This window comes from Emticicia agri (assembly GCF_004168285.1).
GTDB classification, from domain to species: Bacteria; Bacteroidota; Bacteroidia; order Cytophagales; family Spirosomataceae; genus Emticicia; species Emticicia agri.
Genome location: NZ_SEWF01000018.1, coordinates 101,959 through 123,886 on the forward strand (window position 1 = coordinate 101,959; position 21,928 = coordinate 123,886).

The 21,928-nt window shown below is 39.0% G+C and carries 16 protein-coding genes; 6 read left to right on the plus strand and 10 right to left on the minus strand.

Annotated elements, in window-relative coordinates:
• Window positions 1-278: 278 nt before the first annotated feature.
• The 4 genes from EWM59_RS13790 to EWM59_RS13805 form a co-directional block, all read right to left on the minus strand.
• Window positions 279-3,053: an ELWxxDGT repeat protein gene (locus tag EWM59_RS13790; RefSeq protein WP_130021562.1), complete on the minus strand. Its 2,775-nt coding sequence runs from the start codon at window positions 3,051-3,053 to the stop codon at window positions 279-281.
• 177 nt (window positions 3,054-3,230) lie between these two features.
• Window positions 3,231-4,355, minus strand: coding sequence for a flavin-containing monooxygenase (locus EWM59_RS13795; protein ID WP_229239360.1), 1,125 nt, complete (start codon window positions 4,353-4,355; stop codon window positions 3,231-3,233).
• Complete coding sequence (locus EWM59_RS13800; RefSeq protein WP_165372178.1) at window positions 4,342-4,887, minus strand: aminotransferase class IV; 546 nt, start codon at window positions 4,885-4,887, stop codon at window positions 4,342-4,344. The genes EWM59_RS13795 and EWM59_RS13800 overlap by 14 nt, the downstream gene beginning before the upstream one ends.
• 7 nt (window positions 4,888-4,894) lie before the next feature.
• Window positions 4,895-5,971, minus strand: a complete 1,077-nt coding sequence (locus tag EWM59_RS13805) for an aminodeoxychorismate synthase component I (protein WP_130021564.1) — start codon at window positions 5,969-5,971, stop codon at window positions 4,895-4,897.
• A 120-nt stretch (window positions 5,972-6,091) separates the two neighbouring features.
• On the opposite strand from EWM59_RS13805, the gene EWM59_RS13810 reads away from it, so the two are divergent.
• The 3 genes from EWM59_RS13810 (at window position 6,092) to EWM59_RS13820 (ending at window position 11,955) form a co-directional block, all read left to right on the plus strand.
• Window positions 6,092-9,160, plus strand: a complete 3,069-nt coding sequence (locus tag EWM59_RS13810) for an amidohydrolase family protein (RefSeq protein ID WP_130021565.1) — start codon at window positions 6,092-6,094, stop codon at window positions 9,158-9,160.
• Between the two features lie 40 nt (window positions 9,161-9,200).
• The gene (locus EWM59_RS13815) at window positions 9,201-10,505 is read left to right on the plus strand and encodes an amidohydrolase family protein (RefSeq protein ID WP_130021566.1); all 1,305 of its coding nucleotides are present in this window, start codon (window positions 9,201-9,203) and stop codon (window positions 10,503-10,505) included.
• A 136-nt stretch (window positions 10,506-10,641) separates the two neighbouring features.
• The gene (locus EWM59_RS13820) at window positions 10,642-11,955 is read left to right on the plus strand and encodes a glycoside hydrolase family 183 protein (protein ID WP_130021567.1); all 1,314 of its coding nucleotides are present in this window, start codon (window positions 10,642-10,644) and stop codon (window positions 11,953-11,955) included.
• A 54-nt stretch (window positions 11,956-12,009) separates the two neighbouring features.
• Here the strand turns inward: EWM59_RS13820 and EWM59_RS13825 are convergent, their stop codons facing one another.
• The gene (locus EWM59_RS13825; RefSeq protein ID WP_130021568.1) at window positions 12,010-12,336 is read right to left on the minus strand and encodes a DMT family protein; all 327 of its coding nucleotides are present in this window, start codon (window positions 12,334-12,336) and stop codon (window positions 12,010-12,012) included.
• Window positions 12,337-12,484: 148 nt separating this feature from the next.
• Between EWM59_RS13825 and EWM59_RS13830 the strand changes: the two genes are divergently transcribed.
• From EWM59_RS13830 to EWM59_RS13840, 3 genes are all read left to right on the plus strand, one after another.
• Window positions 12,485-13,741: a prephenate dehydrogenase gene (locus EWM59_RS13830; RefSeq protein ID WP_130021569.1), complete on the plus strand. Its 1,257-nt coding sequence runs from the start codon at window positions 12,485-12,487 to the stop codon at window positions 13,739-13,741.
• A gap of 44 nt (window positions 13,742-13,785) precedes the next feature.
• A complete protein-coding gene (locus EWM59_RS13835; protein WP_130021570.1) occupies window positions 13,786-14,352 on the plus strand; it encodes a WcaF family extracellular polysaccharide biosynthesis acetyltransferase in 567 nt (188 codons plus the stop codon).
• Window positions 14,353-14,455: 103 nt separating this feature from the next.
• On the plus strand, window positions 14,456-15,661 hold the full coding sequence (locus EWM59_RS13840; protein WP_130021571.1) for a glycosyltransferase family 4 protein: 1,206 nt from the start codon (window positions 14,456-14,458) through the stop codon (window positions 15,659-15,661).
• 95 nt (window positions 15,662-15,756) lie between these two features.
• On the opposite strand, the gene guaA is transcribed toward EWM59_RS13840, so the two are convergent.
• The 5 genes from guaA to EWM59_RS13865 form a co-directional block, all read right to left on the minus strand.
• Complete coding sequence (guaA, locus tag EWM59_RS13845) at window positions 15,757-17,286, minus strand: glutamine-hydrolyzing GMP synthase (RefSeq protein ID WP_130021572.1); 1,530 nt, start codon at window positions 17,284-17,286, stop codon at window positions 15,757-15,759.
• 67 nt (window positions 17,287-17,353) lie between these two features.
• Window positions 17,354-18,943 (minus strand): M1 family metallopeptidase, encoded by a 1,590-nt coding sequence (locus tag EWM59_RS13850; RefSeq protein WP_130021573.1) that lies wholly within the window; start codon window positions 18,941-18,943, stop codon window positions 17,354-17,356.
• Between the two features lie 171 nt (window positions 18,944-19,114).
• Window positions 19,115-20,017 carry an aldo/keto reductase gene (locus tag EWM59_RS13855; RefSeq protein ID WP_130021574.1) on the minus strand — a complete coding sequence of 301 codons (903 nt, stop codon included), beginning with the start codon at window positions 20,015-20,017 and terminating at the stop codon, window positions 19,115-19,117.
• A 152-nt stretch (window positions 20,018-20,169) separates the two neighbouring features.
• Complete coding sequence (locus EWM59_RS13860) at window positions 20,170-20,751, minus strand: RBBP9/YdeN family alpha/beta hydrolase (RefSeq protein ID WP_165372179.1); 582 nt, start codon at window positions 20,749-20,751, stop codon at window positions 20,170-20,172.
• Between the two features lie 58 nt (window positions 20,752-20,809).
• Entirely contained in the window at window positions 20,810-21,799 is a 990-nt protein-coding gene (locus tag EWM59_RS13865) for a transposase (protein ID WP_130021068.1), read from the minus strand.
• Window positions 21,800-21,928: the final 129 nt, after the last annotated feature.

Genomic DNA, 21,928 nt, shown 5'->3' on the forward strand with positions numbered 1-21,928 from the left:
TTTTACCTATCGGTCGATTCTTTAGATTTTTACCCCTAAAAGTCTGAAAATCAAGAAGATGTATGGCTTTCAATCAGGCATTGGGTAGTCTAGAGTTTCAGCTATGCCGTTTCCGGTAATGGTAGGGAGAGCCATTGATATAATATCTAACCAATAGCCAAATTACTGCCTGAAAATTATTGTCTAACGACGCCGTAGTCCGGGCAACCATTACAGATACAGCAAAATAGCGTAATTATTTCTCGTTTCATAGCCATAAAGGTTTTGTGTGGGAAACATTAATTACACCCTCTTGCTTCAGCCCGAAAAGTATTATTTCCGTTTGAGTCATTATCCGGGGCAGCAGATACTGTAAAACCGGGGCTAAGTACTACAGCTTTTCCGGCAAAATAATTAACACTTCTGCCAAATTTTAAAGTATGATAGGCTTCAATATATTGTGTAGCATGATACGTATAAGTGGGCGAATAAGTATACTGGTTAAATGTGGCACCGGTTGGGCAGGGTTTAAAATAAAAAAGTTCGTTGCCGCTGGTACCATTATCTGCCGCAAAAAACAAGTTTCCGCCCATTTCAAACAATTGAGTCGGGTTGGCATCATGAGATTCAGAGGCGCCGTTCTGAAATAAATCATATACCAATACAGTACCTCCTTCGGTTCCATCGGTCTTCCATAATTCTCTGCCGAATTTGGGATGATAAGCACTGAAATAAAGAGTATTGCCTACCACACAGAAATTTGAAGGGCTGCTTCCAACGGCTCCTTCCAATATGTCTTTTACCATAAACGTGCCTTCGGGGGTACCATCAGACCTCCATAATTCCTGCCCGTTTACCCCATCATTGGCCGAAAAAAACAGGTAGTTATTAAATTTAATCAAGTTATTAATGTTAGAAGATACGCTTCCCGGTCGTATATCCTTTATTATTTCTGTACTATTCGGTGTTCCATCAGTCTTCCAGAGTTCCTCTCCATTCGGCCCATCATTGGCAGTAAAATAAAGCCTGTCATTCACCGGAGTAAAATTACCGGGCTCACTGCTATTTGAACCTGACCGGATGTCTTTCAGTAATGCTAATGAAGTACCGTCAAGTATAAATATTTCAGCTCCGGTTGATGCTGTATTTACCTTCACATAAAGTTCCGAATTGGTTTTGGCAATGGCTCCTTCAGCGGCATTGATGGTGTAAGCAGAACTGTAAGGAACAGGGTTTGTTCCTGCACTTGAGCCATCTGACTTAAATAACTGATAAGCTGAAGATGAAATAGCAAAGAAATAAAGATGGCTACCAAATTCTATCAGATGATTAGGATAACTGTTTCCTCCTGCATTGATATTCTTTACCTGAACTGTACCGAGTTCTGTTCCATCTGATTTCCAGAGCTCTCTGTCACCGAGGTTGGTAGCAGCAAAATAAAAAAAGTTTCCTACCTTGGTCAGTTCGGCCGGATTACTGTTATTCTGTACACCTCCTCCTGCTGTGCCTGTATAAATATCCTTAACCAGCGATATGTTTGTCCCATCAGACATCCATAGCTCTCTGCCATTATATTGTTTACCCTGAAAATACATTTTATTATTAAATGCCAGAAAGTCTGAAACTTCTTGTACGCCAAGGCCTTGCAAATTGAAATTGGAATTACCTGTATTTACCACAAAAAGCTGGGTACTATATTGGTCGGTTGCATTCAGAAAAAGAAAATTATTCAATTTTGCCAGATTATTAGGGTTGGCATCGAAATTATTAGGTTTTACATCTTTCACCATCACTGCGGCAGAGGTTCCTGTTTTTTTCCATAATTCATACCCAGCTACCCCATTGGTAGCAGTAAAATAAACAGTTGAACCATCAACCGAAAAATTATTAGGGAAACCGCTATATATACCCGGTCTCAGGTCATCTTCCAGAAGTGTTCCGGCGGGAGTGCCGTTGGTAGTCCAGAGTTCTTCACCATGTTCATACTCCTTGGCTACAAAGTAAACACTGCCATCTGCCAACCCAAAAAACCTGAAATTTGTAGTCTGATTGTCATACCTCTCAAATTTCTTCAGCAAGATTGTGCCTCCTGCTGTGCCATTTGATTTATAAATCGTGAATTCATCTTCATAATCAACAAAATACAGACTACCATTAACTTTAGTCAGATAATAGGCATCCCGATTAGATATCTGTTGGGTTCCAGCTGCTGTACCATCTGATTTATAGAAACTATCCATAGCCGAAAAATAGATCAGCCCGTTTAATTCAGTCAGATACCCTGGGCTACTTCCATATTCTCCTTCATTTAAGTCAACCACCAATACAGTACCTACTACCGAGCCATTTGATTTCCAGAGTTCTACCCCCGTAACCCCATCAGAAGCATTAAAGAACAAAGTATTACCGGAAAACACATAACTATAAATTGAGAAAACAAATTCTTTCAACATCAGGGTACCTGCTTCTGTACCATTGGTTTTCCATAATTGTTCGGTATTATTCGTATAGTTGGTTACTGTAAAATATAGAATATTACCGCCTGATATAATTTTGGTAACACTACTATTGGCAGAAAAAGTTTTTACCATGACTGTACCTGCTGCTGTACCGTCAGACTTCCACAATTGACTATTATTGTAAACCGAAAAATACAGGGTACTACCAAATGCAGTTAAATTAAGCGGCAGACTACTTTCGGAGGATGGAGCAATGTCTTTTACAATGGTAGTACCTGCTGCAGTACCGTTCGATTTCCATAATTCATAGCCTGTATTGTAGTCAAAGGCAATAAAAAACAAGGTATTACCCGCTTTAGTGAGCTCTCTGAGGTTACTACTTCCTCCCAGCGGATTGATGTCTTTTACTATAGCTGTACCAGCCGCTGTACCGTCAGATTTCCAGAGTTCTTGCCCTGAAATACCATCATCAGCACGAAAATACACGGTGCTACCAATAATCACCAGTTGCTCATTGGCATTATAATTATTGCCTTTAAGGTCTGAAATAAGCACAGGGGTTTGGGCACATACCCCATAACAGAAAAATAAGGTAAGAATAAAAGTTTTTTTCATGGCTTAGTATAATTCCGAAGAATGACCTAATTTACTAATAGTCAGGCTAATAGTAAAATTAAAATTATACTAATATAACCGTTGGATAAAATATTCAGAAACATTTTATCGAATAATTATTCATTTATTTATTAAAAGGTAAGCTAATACAGAACTGGACAAACAATTGACTTACAGTCATTTACCTTTGAGTATATGGCTGACAATTTTCTCGGAGCTAAGATTGATGTCTCTTAAAATACCCGTAAGCGGCAGGTTAAAGCCTACAAAGTATAGTCCACTATATGATTCTTCATTAAACCACATGGCTTTGGGGTATCCTCTTTCGTTCAATATAGGTGCTATATCGGTTACAATCTCTTCTAAACGGGCATGGTAACCTGTTGCCATGACGATGGCATCTACGGGCAATTTTTTGCCATTTTTAAAGATAACCTCGTGGTCTGTCAGTATTTCAATATCAGGCATTACGGTTATATTTCCGGCCTTGATTTGTGCCAGTGTACCCACATCAATTACTGCTACTTTACCAAGTGTGCGTAATTGCTCGGAAGGTGCCAGAGGCGAAATAGGAATGCCCGTTCCTTCTACAGCTTTTAACACTAATTTCTTGAAAAGCCGGGCAATAAAATCATAGACGGTATTACCAAAGCGGATAAAAAAAATAGCCAGACTCTGGGTAGAACGTCCCTTAAATTCTCTTTTTACAATATTGACAGGATTGCGTATAGACACAAAGGCTTTTGCTCCACTTTCATATAAATCAAGCGCTATTTCGGCACCTGAGTTTCCGTATCCTACTACTAATACATTTTTATTTTTGTAGGGTTTGCCATTTTTGTATTTCTCCGAATGTATTATCTCGCCTTTAAAATTTCCCTGCCCTTTCAGGGTTGGGTATTTAGGTACACGGTTGTACCCCGTAGCTATCAATACATTTTTAGCTTCATAGACTTTATCTTTTGTTTTCACTACCCAAAGGTCTCCGCTTTTTCGGACAGCGGTAACTTCCTGATTGAAAATAGGCTTGATGTTGAAATAGTCAGCATACTGGTCGATGTAAGCTATGTACTGATTTTTGGGTATAAAGGTCGGATAATCCTTCGGAAAGGGTAAATGTGGCAATGCTGAATACTTTTTGTCGGTATGTAGATGCAGGCGGTCGTAATGATTTCTCCAGGCACTACCTACGCTATCTGTCTTTTCTAAAATCTCAAATGGTATGCCTGCTTTACGTAGCCTGCCAGCTACAGAAAGCCCTGATGGGCCTGCACCAATAATCAAATTTTCAATAATTGCCATGAATCATCAAATGGTTTTGGTGGAAAGTGTAATCGTAAACGATATTCAAATCCCGCATGGCATTAATCAAAGATAACTGCCTGAAACCTTTCAGATGTTCCACTTTGATTGAAGCCGCTATCAGAATTTTATTCTCTAATAAATATTGCCTTTTGGTTCCTTTCAATAAAGGCACATCGGGTGTCAGCCAGTCTTTTCCATCAAAAAAAGCAACATTGGCAAAAGTAGCATCAGTCAAGCAGCCGTAATGGGTAATAATGGCATCATTAGCCCCCGGGTTTTCTGACAATACTTGCTGAAACTGACTTCTGTCTTCAAATTTGTAAGGATAAGTAATACCCGGATTTTCAATTAGCTGAATGATTGCAGGATGGCTGAACCTATACTCGAAAAAATCTATTTTTTCTATCTCGTTTTTATAACTTACGCGGCATCTGTACATACCCTCTTCTACCCAATCAGGTATCTGAATTTGTTCAGCTAATTCTATCTTTTCATCAATCCCTAACAAATCCCTGCGGCTTTGCTCCATGCGTTGGTTATGGCAGGCAAGATTGTACAGTTTTCGGTTTTGTAACCGTATGGTCTCGAACAATAGGGACATATATTTTCTGAATCATTTCTTCATACTCTTTTTCGGCTATGCTGTTGGCGGTAATTCCTCCCCCACTTTTAAAGGTCAGACTTCCATCAGTCTTTTGCTCAATGAACCGAATCATTACACCCGAATCAAGGCTTTTTCCATCGAAAACACCAAATATACCCGAATAAAAACCTCTTTTACTGGTTTGTCCCCCAACCCTTACATAAGTTTCCTGCTCTGCTTTCTGAATAATTTCTACAGTTTTAGCTTTCGGTGCACCCGTTATTGACCCTGCGGGCAACATGCTGAAAAGGATTTCCCCTAAGTTATCACGCCAGTTGCCGGGCAGTAATCCACTTATCTGTGAACTTACCTGTAAAAGCTGTGTTTTGTTCTGGGTCTTAATGGTATCAATATACCTGAACTTCTCTACCCAAACTTTTTCTGCCACGCTGCTTAAATCATTCCTGATTAAGTCCACAATGGTTGTATGTTCATACAATTCCTTCCGGTCGTTTAACAGAATGTCCTCAGCATTGGGTATCGAAGCATCAATAGTTCCTTTCATCGGAAATGATGAAATCTTGCCCGTTTCATTAATCTGCACGAAAATCTCCGGCGAAAAACAAACAAACCGATCTTCCCACCAAAGCTTATATTTTGCCTGGCTCTGCCTGAAAACCTCTGACAAACTGATATTTAAATCAACAGGTGTTTCACAGGTTAAATTAGTCAAAAAACTATTACCCTGAAAAATATTCTTCTGCACATAATCAAACCCTTTTTTATATTGCGCAAAAGCTAATGGGTACTTTTCCAGCTTTACTTCCTTGCCCTCTCCACTTCCCTGCCCTCTTTCAATACTAACATTTGTCTTTCCGTTTACCCAGAATTTAAGTTCTCTTTCATCAATGCTATCAAGCGGTTCCACCACACAATTCTCTCCCTGAAAGTCGACTATAAACAAAAACGGGGTACTTTCAGCCGAGAAATGATTAAATTTTGAGATTGCTCTCTGTCTATTAATTTTCACTTTTAAAAGCGTTATTATAACATTTAGACGATTCTGACTGCAAAAGTATTAATAGTTTTGTTTATTAAGGCAAAATTATCAAATTCGCAATATCATTAACCAAACATCACAAACCTATCCATGAAGAAAATCCTTCTCAGTTTTTTCATTCTACTCATCAACATTCAAGCATTTTCACAAGTTACATTTCCCCGCAATGGCGTTTATGATGAACGTCCGGGTCAGTATGCTTTCAAAAATGCAACCATCGTGGTTGATGCACAGACTGTACTCGAAAATGCCATGATTTATATCAAAAATGGCGTAATCGAATCAGTTGGTAAAGACTTAAAAGTTCCGAACGGAACGGTAGTTTATGACCTTAAAGGTAAAAGAATTTACCCAGGTCTGATTGATATTTATTCAGATTACGGCATGCCCGAAATCGTTCGTCCACAAGGTGGTCGTGGTGGATTTGGTGGTGGTCAATTGGAAAGCAGCAAAAAAGGTGCCTATGACTGGAACCAGGCAGTAAAACCGGAAGTGGACGCCGCCAAAGAATTTAAAGCCAATGCACAAAAAGCCGAAGAAATGAGAAAAATCGGTTTCGGTGCCGCAGGCGTTCATATTGCTGATGGGATTGTGCGTGGCACAGGCGCATTGGTTGCTTTGGGTGATGGTAAAGAACATGAGCTTTTAATGAAAGAAAAATCTTCGGCACATTACTCACTGAACAAAGGTACTTCTACACAAACTTATCCGGTTTCTATGATGGGTTCTGTGGCTTTACTTCGTCAGACATATTACGATGCCGAATGGTATAAAAAAGGTGGCAATAAAGAAGAAAGAAACCTTTCGTTAGAGGCATTTAATGAAATGCAGGGTTTAGCGCAAATTTATGAAGCTACTGATAAATTAGCTGTATTGAGAGGGGATAAAATCGGGAAAGAATTTGGAGTTCAGTATATTTTTAAAGGCATTGGTGATGAATATCAACGCCTTGACGAAATTAAAGCATTAGGCAGCTCATTGATTTTGCCTCTGAACTTCCCGACGGCTTATGATGTTGAAGACCCGTTTGATGCCTCACAGGTTTCACTGACAGAAATGAAACACTGGGAAATGGCTCCTTACAATGCCGGATATGTAGCCAAAGCAGGCATTAACTTTGCCTTGACTACCAATGGACTCAGAAACAAAGCTGATTTCTGGACAAGCCTTAGAAAAGCCATTGAAAATGGTCTGCCAGAAAACAAAGCCCTTGAAGCCTTAACAAGTGCCCCTGCTAAATTATTGAAAGTAGATAACATGTTAGGTAGCCTCAAAAAAGGTATGGTTGCCAACTTCATTATTACTTCTGACAATCTTTTCAGTAAAGACAATGTGATTTATGAAAACTGGATTCAGGGTAAAAGATATATCATCAGCGACATGAATGTAACTGATGTAAGAGGGGTTTACGACTTAACAGTTGGTGATAAGACAGGCCTGAAACTGAATATCTCTGGTAAAATTGATAAACCCGAGTATCAGGTATTAGCCAATGATACAGTGAAAATTGCCACTAAAGTTACCAGATTATCGGACTTATTTACTATCACTACTAAATTAGAAAGAAGAGACCCGAATGATACGCGTTTGAGTGGGTATTATGATGGTAAAAATATCAAAGGTGAAGGCGTATTACCTGATGGCAGACAAGTAAAATGGTCGGCAATCTATAAAGAGGCAGCGAAAGAAACAGCCAAAAAAGATACCACTAAACCAAAAACTACCGAAATAGGTAAGGTACTCTTTCCTTTCACAGCGTATGGCAGCGAAACCAAGCCTCAGCAGGAAACCCTTCTGATTAAAAACGCTACGGTATGGACCAACGAAAAAGAAGGCATTGTACAAAATACAGACGTGCTGCTTCAGAATGGTAAAATTGCTCAGGTTGGCAAAAACCTTTCAGCTCCGGCAGGTGCTAAAACAATTGATGGCACTGGTAAACACCTGACCAACGGTATTTTTGACGAACATTCGCATATTGCTTTATTTTCTATCAACGAGGTTCAGAGTGTATCTGCCGAAGTTCGTCAGGAAGATGTGGTAAATTCAGAAGACATCAATATTTACCGCCAGTTGGCAGGTGGAGTTACTTCGTCTCAGTTATTGCACGGCTCGGCTGACTGTATCGGCGGTCAATCAGCTTTGATTAAACTGAAATGGGGTGAAAATCCAAACAACCTTTTAATTAAAGGTGCTGATGGTTTTATCAAATTTGCTTTGGGCGAAAACGTAAAACAAGGGAACAGTGCACAACAAACTACCCGTTTCCCTGCTACTCGTATGGGTGTAGAACAAATATACATGGACGCATTCCAAAGAGCTTCTGAGTATGAAAAAGCATGGAAAACCTACAACGGGCTGTCTAATAAAAACGGCGTAACGCCTCCTAAAAAAGACCTTGAGTTAGATGCACTGGTTGAAATCCTGAATAAAAAGCGTTTTATCACTTGTCACTCTTACGTACAGTCTGAAATTAATATGATGATGAAAGTGGCTGAGGCTTTCAATTTCAACATCAATACGTTTACCCATATTTTAGAAGGGTATAAATTAGCTGACAAAATGAAAAATCATGGAGTAGCCGCTTCTACTTTTTCTGACTGGTGGGCGTATAAGATGGAGGTAAAAGAGGCAATTCCTTACAATGCGGCAATTTTAACTAAAATGGGTGTAAATACTGCCATTAACTCAGATGATGCCGAAATGGCTCGCCGCTTGAATCAGGAAGCTGCCAAAACTGTATTATATGGTGGTGTGTCAGAAGAAGATGCCTGGAAAATGGTAACGCTGAACCCTGCTAAAATGCTACACTTAGACAACCGTTTAGGCAGTATCAAAGTAGGTAAAGATGCTGACATTGTACTCTGGAACAATAATCCGCTTTCTATTTATGCACGCCCTGAAAAAACAATTGTTGATGGTACTGTCTATTTTGATGTAGAAAAAGACGAGCAAATGCACCAGAGCGTAGCAAAAGAACGTAACCGATTAATGTTAAAAATGTTGGCTGAAAAATCGGCAGGAAATCCGACACAAAGACCAATGCCACGTCGTAACCTGCAAATTCACTGTGATACTATCATGGAAATGGGTGTAACCGAAAACCGTGGTGAATCAAGTGAAATAATGATGGATTCAGACCATTCAGACAAAAAATAAGCATTAATCAAAGTAATTACAGTTCAAAACAAGATTTCAAATGAAAAAATATATAACAGTTCTTGGGTTAGCATTACTCAGCTTCGGAATGAAAGCCCAGAATCAGGCACCTGCGCAACCACAAGCCCGACCTATCGCACTGGTTGGTGGTACTATCCATGTGGGCGATGGTAAAATTATTCAGAATGGCACCATTGTATTCGACAAAGGTGTGATTACAGGTATTGGTGATGCGTCTCTTAGTTATGATAAAGCTGCTACAGAAACCATCAATGTAGCTGGCAAATCAGTTTATCCGGGTATTATTGCTCCTTCTGCTTTGGCAGGTCTGGTAGAAATTGCCTCGGTAAGAGCCACTTTAGATAATCAGGAAACAGGACAGTTTAACCCTCATGTGCGAGCCCTGATTGCTCACAATACAGACTCTGAGGTAATTCCTACCTTACGTGGCAATGGTATCCTGATTGGACAAAGCACACCGGAAGGTGGTATTATTTCAGGCACATCGGCTATTATGGAATATGATGGCTGGAACTGGGAAGATGCCGCTTTGAAAAAAGATGATGGTGTTTGGTTAAATTATCCGGCATTGGTAAGCCGTCAGTTCAGTTTCGAAGAATTGAAGTTTACGATTAAGAAAAATGAGAAATACATGGAGCAAAAAAACGAGTTGGCTCAACTTTTCTCAGAAGGACTGGCTTATGCCGAAATCAGCAATCCTAATCCAAAAAATGCACAATTAGAGGCATTAAAAGGATTATATGACGGCTCAAAACAATTATTTATCCGTGTCAATAGCGGTAAAGAAATCATTGAGGCAGTAAAATTGGCGAAACAATACAAAATTTCAAAAATTGTAGTGGTAGGTGGCGAAGAAGCAGAATTGGCGATTGATTTTCTAAAAGAAAACAATATTCCGGTAATTGTAAACGGTACACACCGCTTGCCCAATACAGTTGACGATGATGTGTGGAATCCGTACAAATTGCCCAATGTATTAATGAAGGCTGGTTTAACCGTAGGGATGTACTATACCGAAGAATTCTGGCGTACCCGTAACCTGCCTTTCGTGGCCGGAACAGCCGCTGCTTTTGGCATGGCACAAGAAGATGCCTTGAAAATGATTACACTCAACAATGCTAAAATTCTTGGCATTGATAAACAGGTAGGCTCGTTAGAATTAGGTAAACTGGCAACTATTGTCGTATCAGCAGGAGATATTTTAGATATGCGTACAAGCAAAGTAGAGCACGCATTTATCAGAGGCAAGAAAATAGACCTTGACGATAAGCAAAAAAGGTTGTATAAAAAGTATGTCGGCAAATATGGCCTGACAGAAAAGTAAAATATCGTTTATACTCAAAAAAGGATTGTGAAGAAATTTACAATCCTTTTTTGTTTTCAGGAATTGAGAAAATAGTAATTTTGATAAACCTCAAGAAATCAACCTAAAGAATACAGTAAAACCATCTTTTCAACCTATGAAAAAATTACTCCTTTCAATTTCTGCTATCACTACTGTAGTAGGCTCATTACTTCTGAACTCCTGTTCAACTTCACAAAAAGAAGAAGCCTTTAACCCCAAATTCAAACTGACTCCTGCCGAAAAAATCACTTTCAATTCATTTGTAGATTGCAATATGGCTGAGGTCTGGGTAGGCGATACATTCAGAATTTTTCCGGGTAAGTACGGTGAAGACCCCCTGTGGGGATATGCCAAAGACCTGAAATATGCCGATGGCAAAAATGCCGATGAAGTATTTAAAAGTACTAAAGAAAACTTCCGTTCACCTATTATGCCTCTCAACGCTCCTATCGGACAAGAGGGGTTACATGGAGCCGTGTGGTTTGAAACAGTTTATCAATCACCTAAAGATGCTTCAGGCAAAACGCTGTATTCGGTGTATCATAATGAGAATTATCCGCAGACGCTTCCTTATGATGCAAAAAGCGGACAAGGCTATAAGAAAGACAAATGGCCGCAAGGGTTAACAGGTGAGACAAGTCCGGCTGCTGTTTGCAGAATTGGTATCATGAAATCGGTTGACGGTGGTAAAAGCTGGGAAAACAGAGGACTATTTATTGAAGACCTTAATCCAAGAATGATTTTGAAACCTCATAATAGTTCTAATACTTTTGCCGGAGGTGTAGGTGACCCATCAGCCGTAGCAAGTGGCGACTACTTATATTTGTTCTATGGTGAATATGGATATCCGGGTGAGTATAAGGAAGCTACTTATGACGCTAAAACCGAATGGGGCGGACAATGTATCAGTATTGCCAGAATAGCTTTAGCCGATTTAGATAATCCGGTTGGAAAAGCTAAACGATGGGACGGCAATGGGTTCAATGCTCCGCATAATGGCATCGGCAAACCGGTTTCTTCTTTGCAGATACCCATAGAACAAGGCGGTGGCCCTGCCTCTGCACCTGTTACCGGCTTTCATTGGGGTCCATCAGTCAGTTGGAACACCTACCTTAATTGTTGGGTGATGATGATGGGAAAAACCGAAGGTAAATCTTGGAAAGGAGATAAAGTCTATATTTCATTCAATAAAAATGCAGACCTTACGGCAGGAACAAATTCGCAGGAATGGACAAAACCTCAATTGGTATTTGATAAGCCGGGATACATTTTATGGTACCCATCTTTACAACCTTTGAATACCGAAGAGGATATTAAAGATAAAAATACATGTCTGAAATTGGGTAAAAAAGCAAGATTTTTCGTAAAGCGTATCAAACCCGGGGATGATTCATACGCTTCCGAACATATTATTGAATTTGAAAAATAATGTATCACGATTTTTCAAATCGTCCTTTTTTTATGACTTGAAAAGTCGGAAACACTACTTCTTAAAAACCACCCATACAGCCAGAAATATCAGCCCGAAACCTACCAGATAATTCCATTTGAGAGGTTCTTTTAAATATAATACGGCAAATACCATAAAGACTACAAGCGTGATAGCCTCCTGAATGGTTTTCAGTTGAAAAGCATTAAACTGTCCGTACCCCAGCCTATTGGCAGGTACCATAAATACATATTCAAAAAATGCAATTCCCCAACTGATTAAAATGGCCTTCCAGATTGGCATATCAGGCTTTTTTAGATGTCCATACCAGGCAAAGGTCATAAATGTATTAGAAACGATTAGCAACAGAATTGTTCGCATGGGCAAAATTTAAAAATTGGATTCGTATTGATTTAGATTTGTTGTTAATTTGTACATTGATTTATGCAAAAACGAAAACTTTGTCTTTCTAAGATAAAACTGAGCAAAAATATGGCATAAATCTCAATTGCCTAATAAAAAACACGAAATGAAGATAGGAATTATAGGTTTGGGAGATATGGGAAAAATGTTTGCCCGATTATGGGCAAAAGCAGGTTTTCAGGTTTTTGGTTGTGACCTCCCACAAAATCAGGATAGTTTACAAAATGAGTTAAGTCCATTTGGAATAGAAATATTAAAAGACGGTATTGCCGTATCTCGCCTGTGTGATTTTATCCTATACTCAGTTGAGGCTGAAAATATTGAAAAAGTAGTAGCACAATGTGGGGGCTCGACAAAATTTGGTGCTATTGTAGCCGGACAAACTTCTGTAAAAACGCCCGAAATAGCTGCTTTTGAAAAATACCTGCCAAAAGATACACAAATAGTTACCTGCCATGCTTTATACGGGCCGGGTGTAAATCCTGAAACACAGACGCTGGTTGTGATTAATCACAGGGCGAGTAATCAGGCTTTTGATGAGGCCGTTGGTATTTTCAGCAAAATCGGTTCAATCATTCATCAATTAAAAGATTTCCACGAGCATGATAAAATGATGGCCGATATACAAGCCATTACCCATGTTGGTTTTGAAAGTATTGGTACGGCCTGTATGCACCGGAAAGTATATCCGTGGGAAAACCCGCTTCACCCAAATGGCCTGGATAATGTAAAATTTCTGATGACTTTGCGTATTTACAGCTATAAATTTCACGTGTATTCAGGTTTAGCCTTGTTAAATCCTTATGCCCGAAAAGATGTAAGGAAATACGCCAGTGTAGAAGCTGAATTGTTTGAAATGATGATTGAGGAAGACGAAAAGAGATTCCGTAAACGTTTATATGCCGCTCGTGACCATGTTTTTAAAGACAGGAATGAAACCTTGATGCTCGATGATAAAATCATGAGTGAATTCAGCCTGAGTCAGGATACAGGCCATAAACCTAATTCTCATTTAAGCTTACTTGCAATGGTTGATACCTGGCATAGGTTAGGTACAAATCCTTACAAAAATCTTGTGTGCCAGACCCCGCCTTTCAAACTAAGAGTTGGTATGGCCGAATACCTATTCATGAATGAAGATTTACTGGAAGAAACTATCAGAACAGCTTTATTTGATAAAAGCATCAGAGGCGAAGACCTTGCTTTTCATACTGCCGTACATGAATGGGCAAATATTGTAGAAATGGGCGATAAAGAAAGCTACAAAAAACATTTTGAAGCCACTAAAGAATATCTGGCACCACGACTTGAAGAAGGAAGACATAAAAGCGGGCTGTTAATTAACAAACTCCGTAGTATATAGCATCTGAATATTTTACAGGTTACTTTTTCAAAAACAATTTATCAATGAATAAAACCGATTTATCTAAATATAATAACGATTGGTATAAGGACTCTGAACTTACCAGAGGTTTTCTGATAACTTTCTTATGGTTTATTACCAACCGCATTTTTCTTAATTCTTATTTGCCTATTCCGGGGTCTATTAAAAAAGTAATTTTAAAAGCATTTGGTGCTAAAGTGGGCAGCGGATTGACAATAAAACCTAAAGTGAATATAAAAGCCCCGTGGAACTTAGTGATAGGAGACAATGTTTGGATAGGTGAATGCGTTTGGATTGATAGTATTGGTAAAGTAACCATTGGCAACAATGTCTGTATTTCGCAGGGAGCCTTGTTGCTTTCAGGAAACCATAATTATAAAAAAGAAGCGTTTGACCTCATCATTAAAGATATACGATTAGAAGATGGGGTATGGATTGGAGCAAAATCTGTTGTTTGTACAGGAGTTACCTGTTTTTCGCATGCTGTGCTTGCTGTAAACTCTGTTGCCACACATAATCTTGATGCTTACCAGATATACCAGGGCAATCCTGCAAAGCCAGTACGTGACAGAATTATAGCCATTAGATAAAAAAGTTGGCAAAAAGAAATGCACTTTTTTCTTTAAACAAAAAAAAAAAGTGTTTATTTTGTAAAATTAGATACCCCAAAAGTATTTTTTAAATCAAAATCTAATGTTTCCCACATTTGAATCACTAATACCTGATAAAAACATCCAGATTCTTATTTCAGCTATTATCGCACTTTTCATTAGTCTGCGCTCAATACCTGTCATTATTAATATCAGCGGTCTTCGTGGCCTGATGGATAATCCGGTTAAAAGAAGTTCACACAGCACTCCAACCCCAACTTTCGGCGGCGTTGCCATTTTTGCAGGTATTTTAATCGGCTACATGATTTGGAATTTTGGCGATGAAGGTATTTTACTTCATAAAGTTTTTGCCGGAATTACCATTCTTTTCTTCTTAGGCATTAAAGATGATTTGTATGCTTTGTCTCCAACCAAAAAAATAGGTATTCAAATTATTGCCTCGGCCATTGTAGTGGTTGGTTGTGATTTAAGAATTTCTGACTTGTTTGGTATTTTTGGCATTGGCGAGATTCCTTATCTGGTCAGCATCGGGCTTACCATTTTTATATTTGTAGCCATGATTAATGCTTTCAATCTGATTGATGGCATTGACGGATTAGCAGGCGGTATCGGTATGATTGCCAGTGGCGGTTTCGGACTCTGGTTTTTAGTCAATCATCATTATTCATTGGCTTGTCTGGCACTTTGTCTTTCAGGCTCTTTATTAGGCTTTTTAAGATTCAACTTCTCTCAGAGCAATAAGATATTCATGGGCGATACAGGCTCATTGATTATTGGTTATATCATTACGGTTTTAGCTGTAAAATTCATTCATTTCAATGTTTTACACGCATGGGACCCAAGCAGTTCGTTTGTAAGTGCGCCAATTATTGCCATTGTTATCTTAATCGTTCCGATTTTTGATACTATCAGAGTCTTTTCGGTACGTATTTTAAGAGGTAAATCGCCATTTAAAGCAGACCGTATGCACATGCACCATTTGTTGATTGACAACAATTTATCGCACATGCAGGCCTCATTTACGTTGTATGCCGTAACGATTGCCTTAACTGTCCTGACTTATTCGGCAAGGTCATATTTCAGTAATACTGAGCTTTGCTTTTTTATATTGTTCTTGTTAGTATGTTATTTCTTGGTAGCCAACTGGTTAGAAGTAAAAAGGTTTCAAGCCAAGAAAGCCAAAGAAGAGTTAGCGGCTGCAACTGAAGTAAAAGTTACAGAAACCAAAACAACAGATAAATTGGCAGGTACTGAGAAACTACAATTCGGAGAAATAAGTGCTAATTAAGAGAGCCTTCATCTGATAAAAAATCACTCATATTCATATACTAAAAAGCTCTTTCCGTTGAAAGAGCTTTTTTAGTTAGTATATATCTTAAAATCTTATTCCCACTCAATGGTTGCCGGTGGTTTTGAGCTAATATCATACACTACTCTGTTTACCCCTTTCACCCTGTTGATAATCTCATTAGAAACATCGGCTAAAAACTCGTAAGGCAAGTGTGCCCAGTCAGCTGTCATACCATCTACACTCGTTACTGCACGTAGTGCTACTACTTTTTCGTAGGTTCTCTCATCACCCATTACACCTACACTCTGCACTGGCAATAAGATTGCGCCTGCCTGCCAGACTTTATCATAAAGACCGCTATCTTTAAGTGCATTGATGAAAATAGCATCCACTTCCTGCAAAATCTGTACTTTCTCGGCTGTAATATCACCCAAAATACGGATAGCTAAACCAGGACCAGGGAATGGGTGGCGACCTAAAATATTTTGTGGAATATCTAATGACTTACCTACTTCACGTACTCCATCTTTAAACAATAACCTTAGCGGTTCAACTACCTGCAGTTTCATAAAATCGGGCAAACCGCCCACATTATGATGCGATTTAATGGTAACAGATGGCCCTTTTACTGAAACCGACTCAATAACATCAGGGTAAATAGTACCCTGCCCTAACCACGCTGCTCCTTCTACTTTATGTGCTTCTGCATCAAAAACATCAATAAAAGTTTTACCGATAGCTTTCCGTTTGGCTTCCGGGTCTGTTAATCCTTGTAAGGCCGTATAGAATTGCTCTTTGGCATCAACCCCTATTACATTCAAACCCAAACCTTTATAGGATTCTAATACCTCTTCAAATTCGTTTTTACGCAAAAGCCCATTGTCCACAAAAATACAATAGAGGTTCTTCCCGATGGCGTGATGAATCAAGGTAGCAGCTACCGACGAATCAACACCGCCTGACAAACCCATAATTACTTTATCATCACCTAATTTTTCTTTTAATTCTTTAATCGAAGCCTCAGCAAACGAATCAGGTGTCCAGTTCTGAGAACATTCGCATATATCTACCACAAAATTTTTCAGAATTGTTTTACCCTGTAGTGTATGTGTAACCTCGGGGTGGAACTGAATACCATACCGAGGCTGGTCATGCAATTTGAATGCAGCAACCCTGACAGTCTCCGTAGAAGCAATAATATCGGCACCTGTGGGCGCACTGGCAATGGTATCGCTATGAGACATCCAAACCTGTGTATGGTCGGCTACTTCTTTGAATAAAGCATAACGGTTATCAATTTTATTCAGAATGGTACGACCGTATTCTCTGATAGACGAGGGTAATACTTCTCCCCCACCTGTTTGTGCCATCATCTGGGCGCCATAGCAAATACCGAGAACAGGAATTTCTGACGGAAAGCCCTGCCAATCTACTATGGGTGCATCTTCTTCACGCACAGAGCATGGACTACCTGAAAGGATAATACCTTTTATTTCGGAAGTAATGGCAGGAATTTTATTGAAAGGGTGTATTTCGCAATACACATTTAGTTCTCTGACCCTTCGGGCTATCAATTGTGTAAATTGTGAGCCGAAATCAAGAATAAGAATTTGTTCTGTCATGATAGGTTTCTAAAATGCAAAGTTAGCAGATTTTAGATACTTCCTGCAATACGTTTCAGAAAAACTATTACTCATATAGCACTTTTTTAAGATAATAGGTCTTCGGGTCTATTACAGGCGTAGTTTTACTTTTCACCAGAATGGCTTCAGAAGCTACCATTTTACGCTCAATTTTCCCATCAATCAGAACATCTATCGGCAAAGTATCGGGGTAATTCATCGTCGAAATCTGATAGGTATCGTCTCCTGTTTTCTTCACATCTACTAATAATTTTTGCGTAGTCCGTAAATAAAAATCAAACAAAGGCTTTAAATTCTGTTTCGATTCTTTACTGAAAAATGCTTCTACCTGCTTTGTATTTACCAGATTATCGTAGGTAAATTCAGGGCTTGTGGCAAATTTCTTCAAAGCCGGGAAAAATATTTCATCACCAATAATATAGCGAAGTGTGTGCATAAAAAAAGCTCCTTTTCCATAAATATCTGCATGATAAACGGTGGCGGCATCCATGTGCTCGCCTAATACCACCGGAAGTTTATTCTGTGTAGCCCTGGCTGTTCTTTCCATTCTTACGAGATAAGCTTCTTCTCCTTCATGTTCGCGGGTATATAAGGCATCGCCGAACGAACATATTCCTTCCTGAATCCACATATCAGCCCAATCAATGCCTGTAACCTTATTACCCCACCATTCATGTCCGAACTCATGGTACATCAGCCAGTCAAATTCCTTCCCTCCTACCATAGTATATCTGAATTTATTGCCATAGGCATTCATTGTCTGATGTTCCATACCTAAATGAGGTGTTTCGCAGATGGCTATTTTTTCTTTAATGAAAGGATATTCACCAAAATATTTCTCCTGTGTTCGCACAATTCTTTCAAAAATATCTAAATGTTTTTCTGCTTTATCGGCATGCGCTTCTAATACATAAAACTGCATCGGTACTGTATGCCCATCAACCGTAGTATAATTTCTGGAAACAACTTTAAATCTGCCGACATTGAACAGGATACTGTAATTGTTGATGGTGTAGTTAGTTTTCCAGTGAAAAGTGCTTTTGTCTTTTTTGGTAGTCTGGCTCTGTAAAAGACCCGGGCCTGCTACTACCAGACCTTTAGGAACTGTTATAATCAAGTCGGCACCTTCATTGGCTTCGTCGCTCGGGTGGTCTTTACATGGAAAATACATTTTTGCTCCCTGACTCTGGCAGGTAATAGCTACCCATGCCGCCCCTGTCGTATCGGTTGCCCAGGTAAACCCACCATCCCAGGGTGGACGTGGAGCAACAATCGGTTTTCCGCCATATTGAATTTTTACCTTTGCTTTTCCGGCTGCCAGTGGTGAGGCCAACGAAATTTTGATTAATTCATTATCAAACTTAAAAGGCTCTTCTTTCCCATTTACCCACACTTTGTCTATGGTAAAACTCTCCACCAAATCAAACAGTAAAACATCGGTGCTTTTATTAGTTATTAACTCTATCTCTGTATATCCATTGATACTTTTAGCATCAGGTTTTACCTCTAAGGCTATCGTATAATGACGAATATCCATTAAGGCCTGTTCGGGTTTCAACAAGCTACCTGATTTATTTTTTTGTGCATCAGCAAAAACAGCTATTGAGAAGAAAAATAAAAGATAGAGGTATTTCATAGTTTAGGAGATAAAGGGTTCTGAAGTAACTAAACAAAGATAGGTAATTCAAATAAAAAATCCATTACTGAGCGTTGCTTCTGTAATGGATAAAGATTACTTATTTATTTAATTCAGCTACTCATTTCATGCAGAATAGAAGAATTTCCGAGTTGTCTTTCGAGTTTTGTCTTACTCGTGCGAAATATCAATGTTTCTGGTAGGGCAAACTACATTATAAATCTCATACCAATCCTGATTAGTAAGTTTAAAGTTTGAAGCACTGGCGGCGTTTTTTATCCGGCTTTCAGAGATTGAACCTATAATAGGTAAAGTACCTAATTTCATCAACCATGCCACAGCAGTTTGCTCAATATTTGCCTCATATTTGGCTCCTATTTTTTCTAATTTTGCTCTTACCTGATGTGCTTTTTCGTCTTCTCCAGTTAAGATTCTTCCCCCTGCTAATGGTGCCCATGCTAAAGGCTTACTAAAACTCTGTTTAATAAAGTCAATACGACCATCTTCAATAGCCGAGGTATTCATCAGATTCAGTTCAATATGATTGGTTACAATCGGAATCGTAAGATAAGAAGCTAATAACTGATGCTGAAAGACTGAGAAATTGGCAACACCTATATGATTCACTTTCCCCGAATTTACGACCTGCGCCACCGCCATAGCCGTTTGTTCAGGGTCAGCTAAAAAATCGCTTTGATGAAGCAAGAAAATATCAAGATAATCGGTTTTAAGTCTTTTCAGTGAATTATCGACGCTTTTCAGAATATGCTCTCTTGAGGTATCATAATAGTCAAAACTGCCATCATCTGAGCGTCTGATACCGCATTTGCTGAAAAGCACTATCTCTTCACGTTTGAATGATTTACTTTTGATGATTTTACCAAAATGTTCCTCAATGGTATTATCGCCATAAATATCGGCATGGTCGAAAGTATTGATGCCTAATTCAAGGCAGAGATTAATGATTTTCTCGATTTTTGTAGTTGTGCTTTGCCCCTCGTTATTCCATCTCCAGAAACCATAAATTGCCTCTGATACTTTCGGGCCCGAATCACTTAGGTAAACTTTTTTCATTAGGTTAGATAAATTGTACTGCCACAAAAATAGTCAAATTTTATAAAATTCCTTGAAATGAAAAAAATTTGACAAGCAGATTTCAGCTCTTGTTTGAGGTAACAAGAGAGAAGTTATTCAGATTAATTAATTTCTGGATATTTCCTAACAAATCAGGCGCACTGCACCTGCAAAGGTTCTATCAGCATGTTCACAAACTGATTCAGAATAACCTTGCCTTCTTTCCACTCACCAAATCCTGAACTGGCATTGATATGTCCTTTAGCACCGATGTTTAAAAAAGTACTTCCCCATGTATTGGCAAAATACTCCGAACGCTCAATGGTAGCATAAATATCATTCGTACTCGCCACTACCACACTGTCAAACGGGAGTGGTTTTGCAGGAATCGGATTAAAGCCCTCAACAAAATTCAATCTTTCCGAATATTCAGCATCAGCAGGTGCTACCAGTAAAGCACCTTTCACTAACGGAGAATAATATTGCTGACTCCAGTGCGCTACCGTTAAGCAACCCATACTATGCGCTACCAAGACCGTAGGCTGAGTCAACTGCTCTACATAGTTCTGTAGTTTTTCAACCCATGCTGTACAAACAGGCAAATCCCAATTATCCTGCTCTACCCTTTCGAAAAGATACGGGTATTGCTTTTCCCAGATGGTTTGCCAATGCTTCGGGCCGGAACTCGCCAGACCCGGAATTGTCAGAAAATTGATATTTGATGAGAGTTTCATGACGATATGTATTGATTGAGTGATGAACTGTGTTAAAAGTCAATAAAAAGTCGAAATATTATTTGGCAAACTCAAAATCATTGACGAACAAGGTTTGGTTTTTAACCACCCCAAAAACTTGTCTGATTAATTTGTTCATCACGGCAATCATAGCGACTTTGTGAGCTTTACCCAAGGCTCTTTGCCTTTGATAAACAGCCACACAGGCCAGGTTATATTTTTTAGCACTTCGGGCAGCCATATAAAGAATCGCTCTGACATAACCCAGTCCGGTTTTAGCCAGCCCATAGTTTTTGTGTACACTTTTGGAGGAGTGTTTTTCGATGGGAACAATTCCTAAGAACTTAAGTACTTGCTTGACATTGCTAAAGTTCTTAAACCCATCACTGGCGATAATCAAAGCATTGGCAGAGGCATCACCGATACCCACTACTGATTTGATTAAACCAAACAAGTGTTTATGTTGGTCATCATCTAAAGTAAAGAGTTCCTCTTTAAATTTAGTGATTTGTATTTGCAAGGTCATTTGCAATAATTCTAAACTTTCAATGACTAACTTGTCAGCTCTTGGGTCAAAAGACAAGGCATGAAGTTGATTCTCATAGGCTTGTTTCTGAGTCATTAAAGTGGATAAATGTTTCCTTTTTTGTCTGAGATGATGCAAATGCTCATCTTCGATACTGGTGGGAGCAGGTTGATAATTGGCTCCATACAAGCTTAATAAGGCTGCATCCACTCCATCATGCTGATGAGTAACTTTCATACTTTTGACAAACCCTTTGCTTTGGCTTGGAGTGATTACACTAAAAGTAATCTCATGAAGCGTTAAAGCATAGCTTAATGGAAGATTATAAGTACCAGTTTGTTCAAAAATAATATGTACATTTTCACCAAGTGTCTCAATCCACTGATTGATAGCTTCTATAGTATTGTCGATAGTTTGTACAGGAAGTTTGATGAATTTGGATGAAGCTTGACTTAAGCCCTGAGCGATGACTAACTCATGGCTTCCCACATCGATACCTATGTACTGTTTGTTTATAGTCATTGTTTTAAAATAGTTTATTTCATGCTTATAACATCATCGTTTGAAGAGATCTATGTCCCAGTGAACTGTCCATAATCGCATGAAGTGGGTAAGTTGGCTATTAGCATCACTCCAGATATATTTTACCAA